Origin of the sequence: Aquidulcibacter paucihalophilus, from assembly GCA_030285985.1 — a bacterium.
GTDB lineage: Bacteria > Pseudomonadota > Alphaproteobacteria > Caulobacterales > Caulobacteraceae > Brevundimonas.
This window is the reverse complement of sequence record CP127384.1, coordinates 1,106,912-1,130,683: the sequence shown is the minus strand read 5'-3', so window position 1 is coordinate 1,130,683 and position 23,772 is coordinate 1,106,912. Positions and strand designations below refer to the sequence as shown.

Annotated in this window: 22 protein-coding genes; 7 read left to right on the top strand and 15 right to left on the bottom strand. The window is 68.1% G+C overall.

Annotated elements, in window-relative coordinates; translation table 11 throughout:
• Nucleotides 1–2: 2 nt before the first annotated feature.
• Both KB221_05590 and KB221_05585 read right to left on the bottom strand, forming a co-directional pair.
• The gene (locus KB221_05590; protein ID WIY70492.1) at nucleotides 3–623 is read right to left on the bottom strand and encodes a glutathione S-transferase; all 621 of its coding nucleotides are present in this window, start codon (nucleotides 621–623) and stop codon (nucleotides 3–5) included.
• A 16-nt stretch (nucleotides 624–639) separates the two neighbouring features.
• Nucleotides 640–1,911, bottom strand: coding sequence for a nucleoside transporter C-terminal domain-containing protein (locus KB221_05585; protein ID WIY70871.1), 1,272 nt, complete (start codon nucleotides 1,909–1,911; stop codon nucleotides 640–642).
• 161 nt (nucleotides 1,912–2,072) lie between these two features.
• On the opposite strand from KB221_05585, the gene KB221_05580 reads away from it, so the two are divergent.
• Complete coding sequence (locus tag KB221_05580; protein WIY70491.1) at nucleotides 2,073–2,963, top strand: DUF4349 domain-containing protein; 891 nt, start codon at nucleotides 2,073–2,075, stop codon at nucleotides 2,961–2,963.
• Here the strand turns inward: KB221_05580 and KB221_05575 are convergent.
• Nucleotides 2,960–3,841: a branched-chain amino acid aminotransferase gene (locus KB221_05575; protein ID WIY70490.1), complete on the bottom strand. Its 882-nt coding sequence runs from the start codon at nucleotides 3,839–3,841 to the stop codon at nucleotides 2,960–2,962. The two genes, KB221_05580 and KB221_05575, sit on opposite strands and share 4 nt — an antisense overlap.
• An 88-nt stretch (nucleotides 3,842–3,929) precedes the next feature.
• On the opposite strand from KB221_05575, the gene KB221_05570 reads away from it, so the two are divergent.
• The 3 genes from KB221_05570 (at nucleotide 3,930) to KB221_05560 (ending at nucleotide 6,585) form a co-directional block, all read left to right on the top strand.
• Nucleotides 3,930–4,661, top strand: a complete 732-nt coding sequence (locus tag KB221_05570) for a response regulator transcription factor (GenBank protein WIY70489.1) — start codon at nucleotides 3,930–3,932, stop codon at nucleotides 4,659–4,661.
• A gap of 7 nt (nucleotides 4,662–4,668) precedes the next feature.
• Nucleotides 4,669–6,012 carry an ATP-binding protein gene (locus KB221_05565; GenBank protein WIY70488.1) on the top strand — a complete coding sequence of 448 codons (1,344 nt, stop codon included), beginning with the start codon at nucleotides 4,669–4,671 and terminating at the stop codon, nucleotides 6,010–6,012.
• Nucleotides 6,013–6,090: 78 nt separating this feature from the next.
• Nucleotides 6,091–6,585, top strand: coding sequence for a hypothetical protein (locus tag KB221_05560; protein WIY70487.1), 495 nt, complete (start codon nucleotides 6,091–6,093; stop codon nucleotides 6,583–6,585).
• On the opposite strand, the gene KB221_05555 is transcribed toward KB221_05560, so the two are convergent.
• The 3 genes from KB221_05555 to KB221_05545 all read right to left on the bottom strand — a co-directional run bounded on the left by KB221_05555 (nucleotide 6,582) and on the right by KB221_05545 (nucleotide 8,242).
• Entirely contained in the window at nucleotides 6,582–7,382 is an 801-nt protein-coding gene (locus KB221_05555) for a pyrroline-5-carboxylate reductase dimerization domain-containing protein (protein WIY70486.1), read from the bottom strand. The two genes, KB221_05560 and KB221_05555, sit on opposite strands and share 4 nt — an antisense overlap.
• A gap of 4 nt (nucleotides 7,383–7,386) precedes the next feature.
• Nucleotides 7,387–7,890: a YbjN domain-containing protein gene (locus KB221_05550; GenBank protein WIY70485.1), complete on the bottom strand. Its 504-nt coding sequence runs from the start codon at nucleotides 7,888–7,890 to the stop codon at nucleotides 7,387–7,389.
• Between the two features lie 64 nt (nucleotides 7,891–7,954).
• The gene (locus tag KB221_05545; GenBank protein WIY70484.1) at nucleotides 7,955–8,242 is read right to left on the bottom strand and encodes an accessory factor UbiK family protein; all 288 of its coding nucleotides are present in this window, start codon (nucleotides 8,240–8,242) and stop codon (nucleotides 7,955–7,957) included.
• 184 nt (nucleotides 8,243–8,426) lie between these two features.
• On the opposite strand from KB221_05545, the gene lgt reads away from it, so the two are divergent.
• Genes lgt through pgeF form a run of 3 tightly spaced genes read left to right on the top strand, consistent with a single transcriptional unit; the run spans nucleotide 8,427 to nucleotide 11,147 of the window.
• On the top strand, nucleotides 8,427–9,296 hold the full coding sequence (gene lgt / locus KB221_05540; protein ID WIY70483.1) for a prolipoprotein diacylglyceryl transferase: 870 nt from the start codon (nucleotides 8,427–8,429) through the stop codon (nucleotides 9,294–9,296).
• Nucleotides 9,297–9,300: 4 nt separating this feature from the next.
• A complete protein-coding gene (locus KB221_05535) occupies nucleotides 9,301–10,374 on the top strand; it encodes an SAM-dependent methyltransferase (GenBank protein WIY70482.1) in 1,074 nt (357 codons plus the stop codon).
• 2 nt (nucleotides 10,375–10,376) lie between these two features.
• Nucleotides 10,377–11,147: a peptidoglycan editing factor PgeF gene (gene pgeF, locus KB221_05530; protein ID WIY70481.1), complete on the top strand. Its 771-nt coding sequence runs from the start codon at nucleotides 10,377–10,379 to the stop codon at nucleotides 11,145–11,147.
• Nucleotides 11,148–11,160: 13 nt separating this feature from the next.
• Here pgeF and lpxC read toward each other — a convergent pair whose 3' ends face one another.
• From lpxC to murC, 9 genes are all read right to left on the bottom strand, one after another.
• Nucleotides 11,161–12,060, bottom strand: a complete 900-nt coding sequence (gene lpxC, locus KB221_05525) for a UDP-3-O-acyl-N-acetylglucosamine deacetylase (GenBank protein WIY70480.1) — start codon at nucleotides 12,058–12,060, stop codon at nucleotides 11,161–11,163.
• Between the two features lie 303 nt (nucleotides 12,061–12,363).
• Entirely contained in the window at nucleotides 12,364–13,944 is a 1,581-nt protein-coding gene (gene ftsZ / locus KB221_05520) for a cell division protein FtsZ (protein ID WIY70479.1), read from the bottom strand.
• A 240-nt stretch (nucleotides 13,945–14,184) separates the two neighbouring features.
• Nucleotides 14,185–17,514 carry a TonB-dependent receptor gene (locus KB221_05515; GenBank protein WIY70478.1) on the bottom strand — a complete coding sequence of 1,110 codons (3,330 nt, stop codon included), beginning with the start codon at nucleotides 17,512–17,514 and terminating at the stop codon, nucleotides 14,185–14,187.
• A gap of 212 nt (nucleotides 17,515–17,726) precedes the next feature.
• The gene (gene ftsA / locus KB221_05510; protein ID WIY70477.1) at nucleotides 17,727–19,055 is read right to left on the bottom strand and encodes a cell division protein FtsA; all 1,329 of its coding nucleotides are present in this window, start codon (nucleotides 19,053–19,055) and stop codon (nucleotides 17,727–17,729) included.
• A 15-nt stretch (nucleotides 19,056–19,070) separates the two neighbouring features.
• Nucleotides 19,071–19,958, bottom strand: coding sequence for a cell division protein FtsQ/DivIB (locus KB221_05505; protein ID WIY70476.1), 888 nt, complete (start codon nucleotides 19,956–19,958; stop codon nucleotides 19,071–19,073).
• Nucleotides 19,946–20,881 carry a D-alanine--D-alanine ligase gene (locus KB221_05500; GenBank protein WIY70475.1) on the bottom strand — a complete coding sequence of 312 codons (936 nt, stop codon included), beginning with the start codon at nucleotides 20,879–20,881 and terminating at the stop codon, nucleotides 19,946–19,948. The genes KB221_05505 and KB221_05500 overlap by 13 nt, the downstream gene beginning before the upstream one ends.
• 51 nt (nucleotides 20,882–20,932) lie before the next feature.
• Nucleotides 20,933–21,433 (bottom strand): DUF5946 family protein, encoded by a 501-nt coding sequence (locus KB221_05495; GenBank protein ID WIY70474.1) that lies wholly within the window; start codon nucleotides 21,431–21,433, stop codon nucleotides 20,933–20,935.
• Nucleotides 21,417–22,331 carry a UDP-N-acetylmuramate dehydrogenase gene (gene murB / locus KB221_05490; GenBank protein ID WIY70473.1) on the bottom strand — a complete coding sequence of 305 codons (915 nt, stop codon included), beginning with the start codon at nucleotides 22,329–22,331 and terminating at the stop codon, nucleotides 21,417–21,419. The genes KB221_05495 and murB overlap by 17 nt, the downstream gene beginning before the upstream one ends.
• Nucleotides 22,328–23,758, bottom strand: coding sequence for a UDP-N-acetylmuramate--L-alanine ligase (murC, locus tag KB221_05485; GenBank protein ID WIY70472.1), 1,431 nt, complete (start codon nucleotides 23,756–23,758; stop codon nucleotides 22,328–22,330). The genes murB and murC overlap by 4 nt, the downstream gene beginning before the upstream one ends.
• Nucleotides 23,759–23,772 lie beyond the last annotated feature (14 nt).

Here is a 23,772-nt window from a genome sequence, read left to right as displayed (position 1 = left end):
TTCTAGGCGCCCGCCGCCGCCGCGGGCCGGGCCCGGCATTCCGCCAGCCAGCGCGTCAGATGGGTCAGTTCCTCGGGCGGCCGGTATTTGATCAGCCGTGCGAAATCCAGACCGACCACGGCGACGACGTCCGCGATGGTGAACCGGTCCGCGGCGAGGAACTCGTGCTCCGACAGCCTGCGGTCCAGGGTCTTCATGAATTTCTCGGCGGCGACCTTGTTGTACTCGGCCAGTTGCGGAATCTGGACCGCTTCCAGCGCCGCCAGCGCCGGGTGCGAATGGCGCACGGTCAGCATGATCGGATTGGCCAGATAGAATTCGCAGCGGCGCGTCCACATCTCGACGACCGCCAGTTCCCGCGGGTCGCGGCCGAACAGGTTGGGCTCGGGATAGAGGGCTTCCAGATAGCGGCAGATGGCCACGGATTCCGAGATCGTGGTCCCGTCATCCAGTTCCAGTGCCGGCACGTGCGGCACGCCCACGCGCGCGCGGTATTCGGGTGCCTTGTGCTCGCCGGTCAGGATGTCGACCTCGATCACCTCGACGTCCTCGATCCCCTTTTCGGCCATGACCCAGCGGACCCGGCGCGGATTCGGCGCGCGGTGGGAGGTGTAGAGTTTCATCGATCCGTCTCCAGCTTCAGCGGAACATGGCCAGGGGCATGGCACCCACAATGGCGGCCGTCATCAGGGTGGCGAGAAAGCCCGCGAACAGGGCCTTCCAGACCATGCCCAGAACTTCCTCGCGTCGTTCGGGCATCAGGACGCTCAGGCCCGTCACCGTAATGCCGACGGAGCCGATATTGGCGAAGCCGCACAGCGCATAGGTCATCAGCATCCGGGTCCGCTCGCTCATCTCGCCCGCGGGGATCGCACCCAGTTCGATGAAGGCCCTGAACTCGGTCTGGGTCAGTTTGACGCCCAGCAGCCAGCCGGCCTTGCCGGACTCGGCCCATTCGACGCCGGACAGCCAGGCCACGGGCATGAAGACCCAGCCCAGCAGACGCTCGATCGTGACCGGACCGTCGAACAGCCAGAAGCCGCCGAGCATGACGTTGACCAGGGCCATCAGGGCCACGAAGACGATCAGCACCGCCGAGATGTTCAGCACCACCATCAGACCGTCAGCCGTGCCCTTGACGATGGCGTCGATGGCGCTGTCGTATTTCAGGGCCGAGGCGTAGTCGGCGCTCGCTCCGCCCTCGCCCGCCGTCTCGGGGATCATGATCCGGGCCAGCAGCACGCCGGCCGGAGCCGAGACGATCGACGCCACCAGCACATGGCCGGCGGCGTTCTGCATGACCGGGGCGAGGATGGCGGCATAGGCGACCATGGTCGAGCCGGCGACGGTGGCCAGGCCGACCACCATCATGAGGAACAGCTCCGACCGGGTCAGCTTGTCCAGATAGGCGCGGATGACGATCGGGCTCTCGACCATGCCGAGGAAGATGTTGGCCGCCACCGCGAGCGCCGAGGCGCCGCCCAGACCCATGGTCCGCTGGAACAGGATGCCGAAGCCATGGGTAATCCACTTCAGGATCTTCCAGTGCCAGAGCAGGGCCGACAGGGCCGAGATCACCAGGATCATCGGCAGGACGTTGAAGGCGAAGGTGAACAGGGCCGGAGGGTTCTCGACCGAATAGGGCTGATCACCGCCGGCCAGATAGCCGAACACGAACTGGGCCCCCACGGCGGAGGCGCGGGTCAGGCCGTCCACGGCGCCGGTAATCGCCGTCAGGACGACCTGGGACCCGGGGATGCCGAACAGCACCAGCACCAGACCGGCCTGCAGCGCGACAGCGCCCAGCGCCAGCCGCCAGGGAAAGGCCTTGCGGTTCTCGGACAGGCCCCAGCAGGCCGCCACGATGACCAGCAGCCCCAGCAGGCTCTGAAGGTTCAGCACACTGAACATGGACATATTTCCCCGCCAGCTCCCCCGCCGGCCCTGCCCCGTTGAACGCCACACAGACCATTATGGCAAGCCGCCGTTTCGCTCGTTTCCAGCCCTGAATCCGTCGCGATCCACGCGCGTCATCACGAAACCGTGATCAGCACGGGACAGGGAGAATGACGATGCGCAAGGCTCTGATGCTGGCCTCGGCCGGCCTGATCGTATTGGCCGGATGTTCGCCGGCGAGTGACAAGGCGGAAATGGCTCCAGCCGAAACGGCACCCGCCGCCGACGCGGCGTCCGAGGCTCCGTCAGATGCCGCCTCAACGGCGCGGGATGCGGCCGCGCCGGCACGGATGGTCGCCCCACGACCGGCCCCGCTCGCCCCGGTGGCCCAGATCGCCTACGCCTACAGCTATGCCCTGTCCCTGCCGCAGGATCGCGGTGCCGAGATGATGAGCCGGCACGAGCTGGCCTGTGTCTCGGCCGGCCCCGGCTATTGTCAGGTGATCTCGGCCCAGGCCGACTGGACGGCGCGTGAGCCCGGCGGACGGCTGGAACTGCGCGGCCAGCCCGAGTGGATCAACCGCTTCCGCAGCGGCCTGGCGCTGGACGCGCAGAACGCCGGCGGCCGCCTCGACGAAGCCGCCACCAACGGCGAGGACGTCACGCGCGACATCGATACGGCCGCCACCGGGGCGCAGACCACCGCCTCCCTCGCCGACCGCATCCGCCAGCTGCAGGCGCGGTCCGGCGGTACCATGGCCCAGCGGCTCGAGATCGAACGTGACCTGGCGGAGCTGCAACAGCAGTACGACGCCCAGCAGATCGAACTGCGCGCGCTCAACGACCGGGTCCGGTCCGCCCGTCTGACGCTCGACTACCGTCAGGGCGGGGTCATGGCGGCCGACAGCCCGACGCGACCCGTCGCCCGCGCGCTGGGCGACGCCTTCGGCCTGTCCATGGGCATGCTGGCGATCCTGATCACCGTCGGCTCGGTCTCGCTGCCGATCGTCGTCATCGGCGGCGCCGTCTGGTGGGCCGTGCGTCGGCGGAAGCCCGCGCCCGTCTAGATCTGGCCGCGGACCAGCCGGCTGTATTCGTCCATCAGGCTGAGGCTGAGGTCACCCGGGGTGAAGCGATCGTCGCCGATCTCGCTCACCGGGGTGATCTCGGCTGCCGTGCCGCACAGGAAGCACTCGCTGAACCCGGCCAGTTCTTCCGGGAGGATGTGGCGCACCTCGACCTCAAGCCCGCGCGCGGCCAGCATTTCCAGCACCGTCTGGCGGGTGATGCCGTTCAGGATCGCGCCATCGGCGGGCGGGGTGATCAGCCGGCCGTCCTGGACGAAGAAGACATTGGCCCCGGTCGCCTCGGCGACATAGCCGCGCCAGTCCAGCAGCATGGCGTCGGCATAGCCGCGCGCCTCGGCGAAGTGGCGGTTGATCGTGCCGATCATGTACAGGCCCGCCGCCTTGGCCTCGGTCGGGGCGGTTTCCGGCGAGGGCCGCTTGTAGGGTGCCCAGCACAGACGGATGCCCTTGGCCTTGGTTTCGGCGTCGAAATAGCTGGGCCAGTCCCAGACCGCGATGGCCACGCGGGTGCTGGTCTGCTGCGCCGAGACGCTGACCTGTTCGGAGCCGCGGAAGGCGATCGGGCGCACATAGGCGTCCGTCAGGCCGTTTCGAACGCAGGTCTCCTTGCAGGCGTCGTTGATCTGCGCCACCGTGAACGGAATCTGGAAGTCGAGCACCTCGGCCGAACGGAACAAGCGGTTCGTATGCTCCGTCAATTTGAAGATCTGGCCATTGTACATTCGCTCGCCTTCAAAAACCGAAGACGCGTAGTGCAATGCGTGGGTCAAAACGTGCACGCGGGCTTCCCGCCAGGGCACAAAATCGCCGTCCAACCAGATCCAACCGTCACGATCGTCGATAGGAACGAAGGCCATTGAATAACGTCTCCCGCGCTGATTACCGGGTTAGAGCCGCCGGAATCGCTCAGGTCAACGCCTGGACGCACGGTCCGGTCGCTTCTGCATGAGCGACGTCCGGTCCCACGGCCGTTCGGGCCCGATCGCCGGCGCGGGTGCCGGCCGGCATCTGCTGGTCGTCGATGACGACGATCGCATCCGCGAACTGCTGAAGGAATTCCTCGCGCGCGAAGGCTATCGCGTCACCGGCGCGGCCCACGCCGCCGCCGCCAAACGCCTGATGGAGCTGATCGAGTTCGATCTGGTGGTGCTGGACGTCATGATGCCGGGCGAGAGCGGTTTCGACCTGACCACCTGGGTCCGGTCCAAGGCCGAGACGTCAAAGACCCCGGTCCTGCTGCTCACCGCGCGCGGCGATCCCGACGACCGGATCGAGGGCCTGTCGCGCGGCGCCGACGACTATATGTCCAAGCCGTTCGACCCGCGTGAGCTGGCCTTGCGGGTCGACGCCATCCTGCGTCGCACGGGCGGCAAGCCCCTGACGCCCCGCGAGATCAAGCTCGGGCCGGCGGTGTTCGACATGGAGCGGCTGGAACTGACGCGCGACGGCAAGATGCAGCGCCTGACCGAGGCCGAGGCCCAGCTTCTGAAGACCCTCGCCATCCACGCCCATTCGGCCGTCGAGCGGATGAGCCTGTCGCCCGACACCGCCGACATCACCGGCCGCGCCGTCGACGTGCAGGTGACCCGCCTGCGCCGCAAGCTGGAGGCGGACCCCAAGAACCCGCGCTACCTCCAGACGGTGCGCGGCGTCGGCTATATGCTGGCTCCGGACTGATGCTGCGATGAGGCTGCTTCCCGCCAGCCTCTGGCCGCGGTTCCTGAAACGGCGGCTGCCGACCTCGCTGTGGGGCCGGTCGCTGCTGATCATCGTCCTGCCCGTGCTGGTCATGCAGGTGGCGGTCACCTGGGCCTTCTTCGACATGCACTGGCAGACGGTGACCGCCCGCCTGTCCGACGGTCTGGCCGGCGACATCGCCTGGGCGGCCGAGAGCTGGCGCGACGATCCGACCCCTGAAAACATGACCGTCATCTCGGAGCGGGCCGAACGCTCGATGTCGCTGTCGGTCCAGCTGCGCGAGGGCGACGTCCTGCCGGAGGAAGACCGGCGCGGGCCGATCGGCGTCGTCGACCGCACCCTGGAGAAGGCCCTCGCCACGCGGCTGGACCAGCCCTTCTGGTTCGATACGACCCGCTATCCCGCCTATGTCGACATCCGTGTCCAGCAGCCCCAGGGCGTCTTGCGCATCATCGCCCCGCGCGAGCGCGCCGTCGCGACCCAGGCCCATATCTTCGTCCTCTGGTTGACCATCGCCACCGTCCTGCTGATGAGCGTCGCCATCCTGTTCATCCGCAACCAGGTCCGCGCCATCGAGCGGCTGGCCGACGCCGCCGAAGCCTTCGGGCGGGGCGAGACGAGCGAGCATTTCAAGCCGCATGGCGCGCGCGAGGTCCGCGCCGCCGCCAATGCCTTCCTCGCCATGCGCGAACGGATCCAGCGCCATATCGACCAGCGCACCGCCCTGCTCGCCTCGGTCAGCCACGACCTGCGCACGCCCCTGACCCGTCTGCGCCTCGAACTGGCGCTGGCACCGCCATTCAAGCGCTCGAAGGCGATGGAGGGCGACCTCGACGAGATGGAGCATATGATTGACGAATACCTCGCCTTCGCCCGCGGCGAGGCCGGCGAGGCCGCCCAGTCGGTGTCGATCCCCGACCTGCTCTCGGCCGCCGCCGAGGATGTCCGCCGCGCCGGGGCCGAGGTCGAGGTGGTCGCTCCCGACGACCTGACCGCCACCCTGCGTCCGCTGGCCTTCAAGCGCGCCCTGACCAATCTGGCCGGCAACGCCGCCGCCCATGGTGAGCATGTCCGACTCAGCGCCCGCCCCCTGCCCTCCGGCGGACTTGAGGTAGCGGTCGACGATGACGGGCCCGGCATTCCCGAAGACATGCATGAGGAGGCCTTCCACCCCTTCTCCCGGCTGGACGCCTCGCGCAATCAGAACAGCAAGGGCGTGGGCCTCGGTCTGGCGATCGCCCGCGACGTCGCCCGCGGCCACGGGGGCGACATCACCCTCGAACGCAGCGACATGGGCGGCCTCCGGGCCCTGATCCGGCTTCCCGGCTGATCACATTTGCGGGCGGGCACTGGCGAAGCGGAGCCATTGGCCCCAACTTCAGTCCAGACAGGGCCACTGGAGGACTCCATGCGTAAACTCGCCGCCTTCGCACCACTCGCCGCCGTACTGGCTTTCAGCGCCGCACCGGCCATGGCCGAGCCCGCGCTGATCAGCGTCAGCCTCGGTCCCGACCTTCAGGAGCAGGCCGAGGAACTGGGGCCGCGCGAGGTCCAGGAACAGGCGGACCGGCTGGCCGAACTGGTCGGACGCGCCCTCGCCCGCGACGGCGATCTGGACGGTGCCCGCATTGAACTGGTGCTGACGGACCTGCGGCCCAACCGCCCGACCTTCCAGCAGCTGGCCGACCGCCCCGGTCTGGACGGACACCGCAGCCAGTCGATCGGCGGCGCGACCATCGAGGGCCAGATCACCACGGCGGACGGCCGCACCCTGCCGGTCCAGTACGACTGGTATTCCAGCAGTCTGGCCGACGTGCACGGGATCGATACCTGGTCGGACGCGGACCGCGCCTATCGCCGGCTGGCGGTGAACATCGCCGACGGCCGATACGTCAAACGCTAGAAGCTGCGCGCCCGCTGCACGGCGGCCCTGACCGCGGCTTCGGCCGCCCGGTCGAGGTCGCCGCTCGCCGCCATGGCGTCCAGCCCGGCCCGTGTCGTGCCGCCCGGCGAGGCGATACGGGCGATCAGCGTCTCCAGGGACGCGCCGGTCTCGACCCCGGAACCGGCCGACCGCAGGGCTCCCCGCGCCAGCCGGGTCGCGGCCTCGGCTGACAGGCCCTCGGCCTCGCCGGCCTTGGCCAGCGCTTGCACGAAAGCATGGATGAAGGCCGGTGCCGAACCGGCTGTGGCGGTGGCGACGTCGATATGGGCTTCGAGATCCAGATCCACGACCTCGGCCATGGCTCCGAACAGACCGCGCGCCCGCTCGCGGGCGGTCGCGTGATCGGACCACAGGGCCGCGACGCCCCGTCCCTGGGCCACGGCCGTGGTGGGCATGACCCGCGCGACCGGACGATCCGCCACGGCGCGGATGTCCGCGGCCGCCACGCCCGCCATCACAGAGACAATCAGGATCTCCGGGCTCAGGGTGCCGATCAGCGGACCGAGGGCCTCACGCCATTTCGCCGGCTTGACCGCCAGCACCAGCGTCCGCGCCTCGCCCAGGACCGTGGCGGGCGGATTGACCCGCGCGCCCTGCACCCGCGCCGCATCTGCGGCCGGCTTGTCCGACGGGGTCAGAATGATCAGGCCGTGCGCCGTGACGGCACCGGTCTTCAGCCAGCCCTCGAGAATGGCCGAACCCAGCCGTCCGCATCCCACCAGGACGACGGTTCCGGCTGCAGAAGGAGTGTTCATGGCCTCAGGCCGTGCCGACGGTCTCGAACAGGCAGGAGTCGATCGCTTCCTGTGGCTTCTTGTTGCCGCGGATCATGAAGTCGAAAGCGGGATAGTAGCGGTCCGCCGCCTCGACCGCCGCGTCGATCATCGAAGCCGCCTGGGCCAGGGTCGGGCGCTCGCCCATCGGCAGGGCCAGCGAATGACGGAAGACGATCTCGCCGTCGTCGGCCCAGACCTCGAAATGGCCCATCCAGGTCCGCTGGTTGATCAGGCCGACCAGTTCATAGGCCGCCCCGCGCCGCGCCTTCGACGCCTGCAGGTCCAGCGCGCAGCAAAGCTGCAGACAGTCACCCTCGGGCCGCCAGGCGAACCACAGCTCATAGTCCTTCCAGTCGCCCGCCAGGGCGAAGGCGAGATCGCCCTCGTCGGTGCGGTCGAACGGCAGGTTTTCAGCCACCAGGACGTGCTCCACGACATCCAGAGGATCGTAGGGAACATCGACTTCTTCGGGCCGAACAATGTCCATCAGGCACTCTCCGGGCGCGACTCACGCCCTGTCATCGGACGGTAGGCGGGTTCGCAGATTCGGCTCAACCGGCTGCGTCCTGAGGGGGAGAACCCGCTGTGGACGTTCCCGTGGCAGGCTTCTTTACCGTCTTCGCGGGCGACTTCAGCGCCGCGACCTCGGCCCGAAGGGCAGCGATTTCGGCCTTCAGGGCGTCGAACTCGTCACGGCGGACCAGATCGAGGTCGGCGGCCATGCGGTCCGTGCCCGCGCGGAACGCCGTCTTCGCCTCTTCCCCGGCCGCCTGGGCCAGCCCCATGGCGCCCGTCGTCAGCTTGGCGAACTCGTCGAGAAGGGGGTTGCGCGTCTGCATGGCACTCTCCGGCTCGTACGAACGAGCGTGGTTAAGGAAGGTTCACCCGATATGGTGAATGAAACCTTGCTGTCGATGTGACCTATGGCCTGATTTGGGCGCTGCGCGGCGTCTTGCCGAAATTTCAGGGACGCGCCCCGCGCTGCTTGCTAAACCGCATCGGAACATCTTCGCAGGAGCGCCCGTGCAATTTCCCGAGTTCGACCCGGTGCTGTTCAGCATCGGCCCGCTGGATATCCGCTGGTACGCCCTCGCCTATGTCGCGGGCATCGTCCTCGGCTGGTGGTATGCGTCGAAGCTGATCAGGAACACGGCCATCTGGCCCGCCGGCAAGCCGCCGATCTCGACGACCCAGCTCGATGACCTCATCCTCTGGATCACGCTCGGCATCATCCTCGGCGGCCGGTTCGGCTATGCGCTGTTCTACAAGCCGGAGCTGTACGGAGCCCTGTTCACGGGCGCGGACTGGGGCGACCGTCTGGCGCTGTTCCGGCTGTGGGACGGCGGCATGTCGTTCCATGGCGGCATGATCGGCACGACGCTGGCGGTGGTGATCTTCGCCTGGCGCAACAAGCTGCGCACGCTCAGCATCGGCGACATGGCCCTGGCGGCCGCGCCCTTCGGCCTGTTCTTCGGCCGCACGGCCAATTTCATCAATGGCGAGCTCTGGGGCCGCGAAACCACGGTTCCTTGGGCGATCCGCTTCTGCAACGCCCGCATTGAGCAGATGTACGGCTTCTGCCCGGCCGGCGATGTGCCGCGCCATCCCAGCCAGCTCTATGAGGCCGGCCTCGAGGGCATCGCCCTGTTCCTCATCCTCTGGCTGGCCGTCTGGAAGTGGCGGCTGCTGACCAAGCCCGGCTATGTCACCGGTCTGTTCCTGTTCGGCTACGGCCTGGCCCGGGCCTCGCTCGAGAATTTCCGTCAGCCCGACTTCGGCATGGAGAACCTGCCGCTGGGGCTGACCATGGGCATGATGCTGTCGATCCCGATGATGCTGGTCGGCGCCTGGCTGATCTGGCGCGCCTGGAGCCGGCCGCCGGTCGCCGCCTGAGCCCATGTCGCTGAAAGACCGTCTGGCGCGAGAGATCGCCCTCACCGGGCCGATGACGGTGGCGGACTATGTCACCCGCTGCCTGCATGACCCGGAGGGTGGCTATTACGCCACCCGCCCGGCCATCGGCGCGACCGGTGACTTCATCACCGCGCCGATGATCAGCCAGATGTTCGGCGAGCTGATCGGCCTGTGGGCGGTGGAGCTGTGGCGACGTCTCGGCGCGCCCGAACGGGTGCGGCTGGTCGAGGTCGGGCCCGGCGACGGCACCCTGATGGCCGACGCCCTGCGCGCCGCCCGGCTGGACCCGGAGTTCCTCCGTGCCGTCGACCTGATCCTGATCGAGCCCAGCCCGCCCCTGCGCGAGGCGCAAGGCAGGATGCTGGCCGACAGCGACATCCACCCGCGCTGGGTCGCCTCGCTGAACCGGGTCGAAACCGACGCTCCGGTGATCCTGATCGCCAATGAGGTGCTGGACTGTCTGCCCGCGCGTCAGTTCGTGAAGACCGAAGACGGCTGGGCCGAGCGCCGCGTCGGCGTCACCGACGACGGTGCCCTGCAGTTCGGTCTCGTGAAGATCACCGGCGGCTTCAAACGCCCGGAGTTCGCGGTCGAGCCCGGCCAGACCGTCGAGATCTCGGACCAGCAGGCCGCCTTCGGCCGCGACGTCGGGGCCTTGGTCCGCGAGGCGGGCGGGGCCGCCCTGCTGATCGACTACGGCCGCGCCCGGCGCGAAGCCGGAGACACGCTCCAGGGCCTGCGCCGGCACCAGAAGGTCGACCCGCTGGAGGCACCGGGCGAGGTCGACCTGACCCAGTGGGCCGACTTCCCTTCGGTGCTGGAGGCGGCCATCCATGCCGGGGCCGACGTGACGGGAACCCTGGGTCAGGGCGAGTTTCTGGGCCTGCTCGGCATCGAGGCCCGCGCGGACCGGTTGAAGGCCGGCCGGCCCGACGCCGCGCCGGTGATCGACCGCCAGCTGGCCCGGCTGACCGCCGCCGACCAGATGGGAACCCTGTTCAAGGCCTGCGCGATCTTCTCGCCGCGCTCGCTGGTGGTTCCCGGTTTCGAGGACTGACTATGAGCCTGCAGCCGATCACCCATCCTCTCCTTGACCGCGCGGGCGTCAGCCACGGCTTCTTCACGCGGCAGGGCGGCGTCTCGACCGGTCTGTACGAAGGCCTGAACACCGGCGTCGGCTCGAAGGACGACCCCGCCGCCATCGCCGAGAACCGCCGCCGCATCGCCGGACATTTCGGCGGCGGCCCCGATGACCTCGCCGCCTGTTTCCAGATCCACTCCGCCGTCGCCCGGGTCGCCGAGGCGGGCTGGCAGGGCGACCGGCCCGAAGGCGACGCCGTCGTCTCCGCCGCACCGGGCGTTATCTGTGCCGTCCTGACGGCCGACTGCGCGCCCGTGCTTCTGGCCGACCCCGAGGCGGGCGTCATCGGCGCGGCCCATGCGGGCTGGAAGGGGGCGCTGGACGGCATCGTCCACTCAACCGTCTCCGCCATGCAGGCCCTCGGCGCCGATCCCCGCCGCATGGTCGCCGTCGTCGGCCCTTGTATCGCGCAATCGTCCTATGAGGTCGGCGCCGACTTCCAGGACCGGTTCGACCACCACGACCCCGGCAGCGCCCGCTTCTTCGCGCCCGGCGAAACCGCCGACAAGCGGCTGTTCGACCTGCCCGGCTTCGTCCTCTGGCGGCTGGAACAGGCCGGCGTCGCCGACGCCGCCTGGACGGGCGACGACACGCGCACGGACGCGGCGCGCTTCTATTCGAACCGGCGGGCGTTTCTGGCGGGGGAAGCCGATTTCGGTCGGCTGATGAGCGCGATCAGCCTGGGCTGACCGGGCGAGCTGTTCAGCCCGCCATCGCCATTTCGGGCACGCGAGTCACTTCGCGCCAGGCCTGCGGATTGGCCAGCAGTTCGCGGACCAGCAGGTTGTTGATCTGGTGACCCGCCTTGAAGCCCTCGTAGCGGCCCAGCAGGGGCGCACCGAGCACATACAGGTCGCCGATGGCGTCCAGCGCCTTGTGCCTCACGAACTCGCGCTCCATCCGCAGCCCGCCCGGGTTCAGGATCTGGTCGCCGTCGATGACCACGGCATTCTCCAGCGAACCGCCGCGAGCCAGACCGGCGCGGCGCAGGGCCTCGACCTCATGGGCGAAGCCGAAGGTGCGGGCGGCCATGATCTCGTTGCGGAAGGTTTCCTCGTCGACGACGAAGTCCACCACCTGATTGCCGATGACCGGCGTGTCGAAGTCGATCTCGAACCGCATCTCATAGCGGTCGCAGGGCAGAAGGGCGGCGGTCTTGTCGCCTTCCTGGACCCGGATCGGCTCGAGGATCTCGATATAGCGGACCGGGGCCTCCTGACGGCGGAAGCCGGCGCGGTCCAGCAGCTGGACGAACTGCAGCGCGGAGCCGTCGAGGATCGGCAGCTCGGGGCCGTCCACCTCGACCACGGCGTTCGACACGCCCAGGGCCGCAAAGGCCGCCATCAGATGCTCGATGGTCGACAGCCGGACGCCGGCGGCGTTCTCGATCATGGTGTTCAGGCGGGCGTCGACAACGGCCTCGCCGGACACCGGAATACGGTTGTCGCGGTCCTTGATGTCGGTGCGCACGAAGACGATGCCGGTCCCGGCCGGCGCCGGACGCACGGCCAGACGCACCCGGTCGCCCGTGTGCACGCCCACGCCCGCGATGATCGCAGGGGCGACGGTCGTCTTCTGGCGATGGTCGATTCTGACCGACAAACTCAAACTCACTGCAGTTCTTGCGCCCCGCCTCTGTGTGCGGAGTTCGCCCCACGAACCGTCTAACGACCCTGCCGCAAGCGCGAAATGAAAGTCGGGTTTCGAATTGTTTCGGTTTCAGTAACTGTTTCGCCCCGGTGGCGAGGAGCAGGTCTTGGGACTTAGGGCTTAGGGCTTAGGGCACGGCAGGCCGCGCGCCGGGCGCAACGCCCCGCCACCCTCTTGCCAGCGAAAAGGGCGGCCCTTGCGAGCCGCCCTTCCCTAATCCGTAATCCCCAATCCCTAATCCCTGATCCCTAAGCCCTAGTTGGCCAGGCGTCTCAGGAAGGACGGGATTTCGAGGTCATCCTCGGCCTCGCCCAGTTCCGGCATGGGCTGCGTCTGGCTGGTCGCGCGCATTTCGGTCGTGCGCGACTGCGGCGGATAGGTCGGTTGCGCCGGCTGGCGCTTGCCGCGTCCGAACAGGCTCCAGCCCGACTTGCGGTGATCGCGATCGTCATAGTCCTCGTGCGCCGGCTCTTCGTGCCGGGGCTCGGACTGGCCAGCATAGAGGTCGCCCTGGGCTACCGGCGCGGTGGCCTCGGCGGCCGTGCGGCTGCGCGGTGCGGACTCATATTCCTCGACCCAGGGATCGACGATCGGCTCGAGCGTGCGCTCTTCGGCGACGTGGATCACCGGCTCGGGCCGCGGCTCGAAGCGGGGCTCGGGTGCCCGTGCAGCGGTTCCGTAGGCCGACTGGCTCGACTGAAAGGTCGGGACGACCGGAGCGGCTTCCGCCTGACGCGACGTTTCCGCACGGACCGGCTCGCGCACGGGCTCGTGACGCACCGGCTCGGCGCGCGACGCGGCGTGGGCCGGGGTCGGGCGACGGGCGTCGAAAGCGGAGGTCGTGGTGTTGGGCGTGCCCTTGACCGCGGCCAGGTCTTCCATGCCGGTGGCCACGACCGAAACCCGGATCTTGCCCTCGAGGGCCGGGTCGAAGGCGGCGCCGAAGATGATGTTGGCGTCGGCGTCCACCTCGCCGGCGATGGCGTTGGCGGCCTCGTCGACTTCCAGCAGGGTCATGTCCATGCCGCCGGTGATGTTCACCAGCACGGCCTTGGCACCCTTCAGCGACGTCTCGTCCAGCAGCGGGTTGGCGATGGCGTTCTGGGCCGCCATCAGGGCGCGGTCGTCGCCCGTGGCCTCGCCCGTGCCCATCATCGCCTTGCCCATCTCGGACATGACGGCGCGGACGTCGGCGAAATCGAGGTTGATCAGGCCGGGCAGGATCATCAGGTCGGTGATCGAGCGCACGCCCGAGTGCAGCACCTGGTCGGCCATGCCGAAGGCGTCGGCGAAGGTCGTGCGCTCGTTGGCGACGCGGAACAGGTTCTGGTTCGGAATGACAATCAGGGTGTCGACGTAGCGTTGCAGCTCGGCGATGCCCGCATCGGCCAGACGCATGCGATGACGGCCTTCAAAGGTGAAGGGCTTGGTGACGACGCCGACGGTCAGGATGCCGCGGTCACGCGCACATTTGGCGATGACCGGCGCGGCGCCCGTACCGGTGCCGCCGCCCATCCCGGCCGTGATGAAGACCATGTGGGCACCTTCAAGGTGCCCGTAGATTTCCTCGGCGGATTCCTCGGCGGCATTCATGCCGACCTCGGGATGGGCACCGGCGCCCAGGCCCTGGGTGATCGTCTCACCCAGCTGGATGCGGCGGTCGGTCTTGGCGAACGACAGATGCTGCGCGTCGGTGTTGGCGACGACGAATTCGACGCCCTCCAGACCCGCATCGATCATGTTGTTCACGGCGTTTCCGCCGGCACCTCCGACACCGAAGACAACGATCCGCGGCTTGAGATCCGTGGCTTGAGGACGCACCAGCGAGAGAGACATTCTATTCCGACCTTATCCGACCCTGCCCCTGCAGTCCGATGCGAAACCCCGCAGATTCGCATTGGTTATGAGCGCGTTAAGGAAACGCCCGATCTGCTTAAGAGAGTGTTACCGGATAGGGTGAGTCGCGGCACAAGCCACGATTTTCGTTAACCCTGATTGCAGTTTTCCGTGGGTGGACCAACGAAAAAGGGCGGCTCTTGCGAGCCGCCCTTTCCGTCTTGTCTGGATCCGACCGTCTTAGAAGGGACGGTAGTTCAGGCCCACGAAGAAGCGCGTGCCGTAGGGGTCCATGTTGCTGAGCAGGGTGCCGCCCAGGTAGCGCGGCTGCTCGGCGTCGAAGGCGTTGACCACACCGAAGCGGACCGAGAGGTCATCCGCAGCGTTCCAGCGCACCGTGAAGTCGTGACGGGCGAAGTTGCCGGTGTCGTAGGTGTCGAACGGACGCGTGTCCAGGTTGCCGATGTTGTCGCGGAAGTTGGTGCTGTCCTGGGCAGTCTGCCAGTCCATGCTCCAGTTGACGCTCCAGACATCGTTCGGCGACCAGGTCAGCGAGGAGGTCAGGCGAACACGCGGGAAGAAGATCGTGCTCGACGATTCCGTACCGTCGGTCGGATCGGCGACGTTGGTGAAGTTCTCCTGCTCGATCAGCCACAGACCACCAACGCGGTAGTCGAAGCGACCCATGTTCAGGCCGAAGACTTCTTCGGTGTCCAGCGAGTAGCGGGCCGAGAAGTCCAGACCACGGGTGGTCAGGGCGGCCAGGTTGACCGGGCTCTGGATGAAGCCACCGATCGGATCGCCGCTGGGAGCGCCGACGCCGAACGGGATGGTCGGGTTGTTACGGAACACCACGTTGCAGGCATCGGGGTTCAGCGACGCGCCGCTGACGCAAGCGGCGGTCAGGGCGACAGCCGACGGCGACACGATCACGCGGCTCAGTTCGATCTCGTAGTAGTCGAGAATGATGCTGAGGTTCGGGAACCAGCGGGGCTGGAGCACGGTCGAGAAGGTGAAGCTTTCCGACTCTTCCGGCGTCAGGTTCGGGTTGCCGGAGTTAACGCCGGCGATGCCGCTGGAGTAGATCGGGTTGTAGTCGTCCAGGTTGGTCGCGGTGGCACCGGCGAAGTCGAAGGTGAAGCCGCGGGCCGTGGCCAGAGCCGTACAGTTGGCGATCCGGTTGGCACGAACTTCCGCGTTCTGGGCGGCGATCTGCAGGGTGGCGCAGGCGTCGACGAAACCGTTGGCGAAGGTCTGGCTGGCCGGGGCGAAGTTTTCACCCAGGTTCGGCGCACGGAACGAGGTGTTGAAGCTGGTCTTGAACGCGATGTCGCGGATCGGACGCCACACCAGGTTCACGCCGTACACATCGCCGGTGCCGGCGGTGGTGTAGTCGAACGAACGGTAGGAACCGCTCAGTTCGGCGTACTCGCCCATCCAGCTGTCACGGAACAGCGGGATCGAAAGTTCGGCGAACCATTCTTTCGACTCGTATTCCGCCGGAGCGAAGTCAGCGCCGGTGTTGAGGAACAGCAGGCGGTCGCCGGTGGTACGCGAGCGACCCACGCCCTCGGTGTATTCCTTGCGGTATTCAGCGCCGATGGCCATGCCGATTTCGCCGGCACCCCAGAAGTCCCAGAGCTGGCCGGAGATGACGGCCAGGCCTTGGTCCTGCTGGTTGACGTGGCTGACGGTGATCGCAGCGTCGACATAGTCCAGGGCCGCCTGGCTCTGGTTGCCTTCACCGAAGACGTTCAGCGGCACGCACTGGTCAACAGCGGCCTTGAACTCGGGGTTGGCGTTGTACGAGGTACGGCCGCCGAAGACGCCACGGACGTAATCGTCCAGGTCGCCCACGCCCGAACGTTCGATGCGGCGGGCGCGGCAGACGATCTCGCCCGGACGGCCGTTGACGACGCCGGCGGTGTCCACGACCGCGTCAGCGGCCAGGGCGAAGCGTTGGACGTCAACACCACGCTCGACGTTCTCGTTGCGGGCTTCGCCCGAAACCCAGGACAGATCCCAGTCGATGTTCTTGATGAAGCCGACCTGGTCCAGGTCGCCGCTCAGCGCGATGACATAGCGTTCGACTTCACGGGTGTTGTCCTGCGTACGCTGCGGGCCGAACATCGAGTGACGGGCCCACTGGCGCGCCGTCGTGGTGGCGGCGGTGCCTTCGGTGTTCGTGTTGGCGGTCCAGTTGGTGACGGTGTTCGCCGTGATGGCGTCCTTCACGTTCTGGGGCAGGTAGGCGTTGTCGGCGTACAGCAGGTCGAACTGCGACACGGCGCGGATCACGTTGGTCCAGGTCGGCAGATAGGTCTGCGCGGCCGGGCCGACGAGGAAGATGTCGAAGAAGGTCGGCTGCGAGATGTCGAACGTGTCTTCGGTGATGAACTTGTATTCAACCGACAGGTCGACGTTGTCGGCGACGGCGAAGTTGGCACCGACCTGGTAGCGTTGCGAGGTCGACTCCGGAACGCGCGACTCCTGGCCGAAGTTGTTCGGGTTTTCACCGTCGCCGCCGATGTTCAGCGTGCGGTTCGAGCCGACGTTGCCGATGCGCTGGCCGAAGTTGGCCAGGCGAGCCGTGTTGCCCTCGTAGACGTAGGTCCGGGTGGGGTCGAGGCTGTAGCAGTTGGCGCTGGTCAGAGCGGTACACGAGGCCAGCGGCACATCGGGGTCGATCAGCGCGCTGGGGCGCTGCGAGTTGGCGAGCGTGGTCTGGCCCCAACGCGGACGCGACAGGGTGCGGACGCCGCTGAACACGGCGTTGTCCAGCATGCCGTCGTAGGTCGCGTTGGTCGGATCGGCGTCGATGCCGACGAAGGCGTGCGCTTCTTGCAGCCAGTCGATGTCCAGGCTGCCGACGCCGTCGATGTCTTCGTACTCGGCGAAGGCGTACAGGTTCAGGCGGTCGTCCAGCAGGTTCGTGCCGATCAACGCCGAAACGCGGCGGTTGGCTTCACCGTTCTGGTTGATCATGCCGTAGTTGGCATCGATTTCCATGCCTTCGAAGTCGCGGCGCAGCTGGAAGTTCAGCACGCCGGAGACGGCGTCAGCGCCGTAAACCGACGAGGCACCGCCGGTGACGATTTCGATGTTCTCGATCAGCAGGCGCGGGATGGAGTCGACGTCGACGGCCAGGTTACCGGCGGCGGCGCCGACGTGGCGGCGACCGTCGACCAGGGTCAGCGTCCGGCCGGTGCCGAGCGAGCGCAGGTTGGCGAACGACAGACCACCGTCGTTCAGGTTGGAACCGGTCGTGTCCGACGGAACCAGCGAGTTCGACAGGGCGGGGATGGTGGCCAGGTAGTCGACAACAGTCGACTGACCGGTGGTCAGCAGGGCTTCGCGCGAAACCTGGATGAGCGGGGTCGGGGCGTTGGTCGGGTCACGACGGATGCGCGAACCGGTGACGACGACTTCGTCGATCTCGGTGGCTTCACGGTCGGACTGACCCTGAACGTTGACGCCCGGGAGCTGGTCCTGGGCGAAGGCCGGAGCCGTGACGGCCATGACGCCCGCGAGGATCGTCGTGCCAAAGAGGTACTTGCGCTTGAGAAGCATGGTGATTGGGCCCCAACCGTTGTGGATGCAATACGCAGCGTCCGCCGGATGACGGATTCTGCTTCGGACCTTCACGCTAGCAGCTAAGCCGGCAACGGCAAGGGATTGTGGCCGCTTGGCGACCACTCTGGCCCGACGTTGTTACAATCCGGACACAGTCTCGCCATGTCGGGGAAATCGCGCGGCTGTCACTCGCGTGAACGTCCCGTGGCTCACAGGTTTTCGCGCAGCCAGCCTGCCGCGCGCGCCACAATCCCGCCGCGGTGGACACGAGGGGCATCTGCGGCGGAAATCTGGCGCGACATCAGCTTGCGGGCTGATACGGCCTCCCGCGGTCCATAGGCGGCCCGGAGCAGAACGCCGGCCGCCGAGCAGAAGGCCGGACCCGAGGCCGCGTCGGCCAGGTGGGGCGCCCGCTGGGGTTTGCCGAGCCGGACCGGACGGTCAAACACCCGGATCGCCAGCTCACGGACGCCGTTCAACTGACTGGCGCCGCCCGTCAGAACCAGACCGGCACCGGGCTCCATGCCCACGCCGGCGTTACGAAGCCGGTCGCGCAGCAGCTCCAGCGTCTCCTCGACGCGCGGGGCGATAACGGTCTTGAGCATGGCGCGCTGGACGAAGATAGGGCCGGCGGAGGCGTCCTCGCCGCGCGGCGGGGCCTCCAGCATCTCGCGGTCCTCATGGGCATTGGCCATGGCCGAGCCGTGCAGGGTCTTGAGCCGCTCGGCCCCGGCCCGCGAGGTCGACAGGCCGCGCGCGATGTCCGCCGTGACATGATCGCCGCCGACGTTCAGGCTTTCGATATGCAGCAGCGACCGCCCGCCCCAGACCGCGGCCGAGGTCGAGCCGCCGCCCATGTCGATACAGACGCAGCCGAGATCCATTTCGTCGTCTTCCAGCGCCGCGAGGGACGACACCACCGGCGCCGCCGCCACGCCCTGAAGATCGAGATGGGCCAGCTCGAGACAGTGGCTCAGGCCGTTGAAGGCGCTCTCGGCCATGGACACGACCAGCAGGTCCAGTCCCAGAGAATGGCCCCGCATCGAGCGCGGATCATGGACCCCGCGCGCGCCGTCGACCGACCAGGCGATCGGCAGGACATGAATCGGCCGGCGGTTGGGCAGGCGAATCTGGGCCAGGGCCATGCCGATGGCCCGCGCCAGGTCTGCGTCCCCGACCGGGGTAGCACCGAGCGAGACCCGGGCCTGCACGCGATGGCTGGCCATCTGGCCGATGGCCGTTGTGACGACGACGCCCGAGACCGGCGAACCGGCGGCGCGCTCGGCGCGTTCGACGGCATGGCCGATGGCCTGGGCCGCTTCATCCATATTGACGATGCCGCCGCCGCGCACGCCGCGCGACTGGACGTGGCCGGCGCCGGCGACCCGGATGGTGCGGTCAGCATGGCGCACGCCGTCCGCCTTCATGATGAAGCAGGCGACCTTGGACTGGCCCAGGTCGAGGGCCGCCACCACAGGCGCGCGTCCGGGCGTTTTCCCCACGCCGTCCACAGACTTGTCCACAGCACGTCCGGCCATCAGTCGCCCCTCACTCTACGCTTCGCCGGCGGAGGGCCGGACGGCGACCTCCTCGGGCGTTCTCAGGTCAATGCGGGCGAAGCCCAGCTCAAGCAGCCGCTCGCGCTGGTCCAGGGCGTCGAGCTGGATCAGCGCCGCCTCCTGGTTGGACGCGGGAAGCTGGATCAGGCTGCCGTCCTTGAGCCGCAGGTCCCAGCGGCGTTCATCGACCCGCACGAGGGCGTCGACCCGGCTGGCGAGCCGCGGGCGCTGGGCGATCAGGGGCAGAACTTCGGAGGCGGCCTGTTCGGCGCCCTTGCCGACGACCAGCGGCAGGTTCGGGTAACGGCCGGCGTCGGCCCCGGCGATAACCTGGCCGTGACTGTCGATGACCTGGTTGACGCCGCCGGTCTGCCAGACGGCCAGCCGGTCATGCTCGATGACATGGACGATCAGGGTGTCGGGCAGCAGGCGCACTACCCGCGCGGACTTGACCCAGCCGATCTGCTCGACCCGCTCGCGCACGGCGTCGAGGTCGATGGAGGTCATCGGCTGATCAGCCGAAAGCTGAACGGCCTGCTGGATGGCGCGGGTAGCCTCGGGGCTCTCGCCCTCGATGAAGACCTTCTCGAGTTTCAGGCCGAGGCCGGCGGTCATCCCGTCCACGCCATGGCCGATCGAGGCGCCGATGCGCTCGGCCCGCGCGCCGGTCGCCAGAACGCCCGCCAGCAGCAGCACGCCGGCGGCGATTGAAATCACGACTGCGCGGGGGGACAGATCCAGCCGGCCCAGCGCCGCCAGCTTGCCCGGGGTTGCGGGGGCGTTGCGGGGCGCGCGACCGCGTCCCTGGGATTTGGGAGCCGCGCCGCGTTTTGCAGGCTGGTTCGAACTCTGTCGCCGACCGCCGCGAACTACCGCGGGCATGAGGCGTCCTCCACCATCCACCGTACCAGGGCTTTGTAGTCCATCCCCACATGGGCGGCCTGCTCGGGACTGAGCGAAGTCGGGGTCATGCCGGGCTGGGTATTGACCTCCAGAAGGACCAGTTCGTCCTTAACATCGTCATAACGAAAGTCGGATCGGCTCACCCCGCGGCAGCCCATGGCGGTGTGCGCCAGCTCCGATTCCCGCAGCGCCGCCTCGAACACATGGGGCGGCAGAATCGCGGGCAGGACGTGGCTGGAGCCGCCCGGCGCGTATTTGGCCTCATAGTCATAGAAGCCCTTGGCGGGCGTGATGTCGGTGATGGTCAGGGCACGCGGTCCCGACTTTTCCCCAAGAACCGTGACGGCCAGTTCCTTGCCGGCGATGAAGGGCTCAACCATCACCCGCTCGCCATAGGTCCAGCTCGCCTCGCCCGGTGCCTCGCAGGGCGGCTCGCCCTCGCGCACCACATAGACCCCGACCGAGGAACCCTCGGCGTTGGGCTTGATCACATAGGGCGGCGGGATGACGTGGGTGCGCGACACGACATGCCGGTCGAACAGGCCGCCGCCGGGCACCACGACGCCCGCCGCCTTGAGCACCGCCTTGGACTTCTCCTTGTCCATGGCCAGGGCCGAGGCCAGCACGCCCGAATGGGTATAGGGAATGCCCAGCGTCTCCAGCACGCCCTGGACGCAACCGTCCTCGCCCCATTCGCCGTGCAGGGCATTGAAGACGACATCGGGCTTCAGTTCGGCCAGCACCTGGGCGAGGTCGCGCCCGGCGTCGACGCGGCTGACGCGGGCGACCTGACCCTCCAGGGCATCAGCGCAGCCCTTGCCGGATGTCAGCGACACCTCCCGTTCGGACGACAGTCCGCCCATCAGGACAGCGACGTGCAGGTCGGAAAAGGGGCGGCTCATGACGGACTCCGGATCAACCGACCAGTTGCCGCAGATGTCCTTAACAACGCCTCAACCCTGTTCCGCCCAGCCCCGGATAAAGTCGTGCTGGTCCGGCCAGTCGGCCCAGACGGCCCCGGCCCAGCGGCGCACGGCGGCGCGATGGGCATCGGGCGCTTCGGCCTCCACAACATCGGCCACCGTCAGGGTGTAGGCACCGCGGGGCGACAGTTCGGGCAGATCGCCCTTGCGGGCGGCGAAGCCCAGCATGGCCTTATTGGCCGCCTCACCTTCCAGCCCCTGTTCGATCTGCACCATCAGCCGCGCCAGATGCAGGCCGACCGACTGGATCGCCCGTCTCGAGCCGTCGCCCGGATGCTGAACCGTCCAGGCGTCGACGCTGAGCCGGTGCACGGCCATCAGGCCGGGATCGGAATACTCCCGCGCCATCACCGCATTGAACGCGGCCCAGCAGGCGGGCGATGAGGTCAGATAGGCGTGGACCGGCCCCTCGATGGCCGGCAGGCGCGAGCCGCAGCCCGGGCAGACGGCGATCTCAGCCGGGCCGGCCAATGCGCTTGATTTCCCAGTCCAGCTGGACGCCGGTCCTGGCCAGTACATCGGCGCGCACGGCGTCCCCCAGCCCCTCGATATCCGCGGCGGTCGCCTCGCCGGGATTGATCATGAAGTTCGAGTGGAGCTCGCTGAACATGGCCCCGCCGCCCCCCTTGCCATCCGGCGCGGTGAACAGTTTCCCGCGCCAGCCCGCCTCATCGACCAGCTTCCACGACGAATGGCCGGGCGGGTTCTTGAAGGTCGAACCGCCGGTCTTGTCGCGGATCGGCTGGGTCTGTTCGCGGCGCGAGGTGATTTCGGCGATGCGGGCGGCGACGGCCTCGGGATCGTCCGGCGTGCCGCGATAGGTGGCCTCGATCCAGATGATGTCGGCCGGTGCCTCGGAGTGGCGGTAGGTGTAGCCGAAATCGGCCAGCGCATAGTCGACCCGCTCGCCCGACCGCGTCAGACCCCAGGCCGAAACCAGAATGTCCTTGGTCTCCGCACCGTAGCAGCCGGCATTCATGGTCAGGGCCCCGCCGATGGTCCCCGGAATACCCGCATAGAACTCCAGCCCGCCGAGCCCCGCCTTCGCCGAGGCCCGCGCCACCATGGAGTCCAGCGCGCCGGCTCCGGCGCTGATCGTCTCGCCGTCGGTCGCGATGCCCGCGAAGGGCCGCCCGGCCAGCCGGATGACCACGCCCTCGACGCCACCGTCGCGGACGATGACGTTTGAGCCGACGCCCAGCACTGTAACCGGAACAGCCGGGTCGAGTGCCTTGAGGAAGTCCGCCAGATCATCGGCGTCCGCCGGAATGAACAGCGCGTCGGCGTTTCCGCCCACCCGGAACCAGGTGAACGGCCCCAGCGGCTCATCGCGCAGCAGCTTGCCGCGGACCTCGGGCAAGGCGCTCAACCCAGCCCCTCCAGCTGCCCCGGCAGGGCATAGGCCCACTGGGTGATGTCCCCTGCCCCCAGCAGGACCACCAGATCGCCGTCCTTCGCCTCGGCGGCGATCACGCCGGGCAGGGCCTCGACGCTTTCCAGCGGCTGCACCGACCGGTGGCCGAAGCGGCGGATGCCCTCGACCAGGGCGTTCTTGTCGATCCCCTCGATCGGCGTTTCGCCCGCGGCATAGACGTCGGCCACGAACACGGCGTCGGCGTCCGAGAAACAGGTGGAGAACTCCTCCATGAGGGATTCCAGCCGGGTGAAGCGGTGCGGCTGGACCACGGCGATGACCCGGCCCTCGGCGACCTGACGCGCAGCCTTCAGCACGGCGGCGATCTCGACCGGGTGGTGGCCGTAGTCGTCGACGATCCGGACCCCGCCGACCACGCCCGTGGTGGTGAAGCGCCGACGGACGCCGCCGAAGCCGGCGAGACCCGCGCGGATCGAGTCGTCCGAAACGTCCAGCTCGCGCGCCACGGCAATGGCTGCCAGCGCGTTGGCGACATTGTGCCAGCCGGCCATGGGCAGATGCAGGCCCGTGATCCGGATCGGCTCGTCCAGGGCCGCCAGACCCTGCGGCTGGATCACGACGTCGAAGCGGCAGCCGTCCGGCTTCATCTCGACATTGTCAGCCCGGACCATGGCCTGCGGATTGACGCCATAGGTCACCAGGCGCCGGTTATCGATCGAGGCCACCAGCCGCTGAACCTCGGGATGGTCGAGGCAGACGGCGGCGAAGCCGTAGAAGGGGATGTTCTCGACGAAGTCCACGAACGCCTTCCGCACCCCGTCGAAGTCGCCGTAGTGATCGAGGTGCTCGGGGTCGATGTTGGTGACGATGGCCACCGTCGACTTGAGGCGCAGGAAACTGCCGTCGCTCTCGTCGGCCTCGACCACGATCCAGTCGCCGTCACCGACCTTGGCGTTGGTGCCATAGGCGTTGATGATCCCGCCGTTGACCACCGTCGGATCCAGCCCGCCGGCGTCGAGAATGGCCGCCACCATCGAGGTGGTCGTGGTCTTGCCGTGCGTTCCCCCGACCGCGATCGAGAACTGCAGCCGCATCAGCTCGGCCAGCATCTCGGCCCGCCGCACCAGCGGGATGCGCCGCTCGCGGGCCACCATCATCTCGGGATTGGTCGGCTTGACCGCGGTCGAATAGACCACCGCCGAGACGCCGTCGCCGATGTGCGCCGCATCGTGGCCGATGAAGATCCGCGCGCCCAGCTTCTCCAGCCGTTCGGTATTGGCCGACGCCTTGGCGTCCGAGCCCTGCACCGAATAGCCGATCTTGAGCATGATCTCGGCGATCCCGCTCATGCCGATCCCGCCTATGCCCACGAAATGGACGGGGCCGAGGTCGAACGGAACGGGGCGAAGGCGAGCGATCATCCCAGCGGATTAGC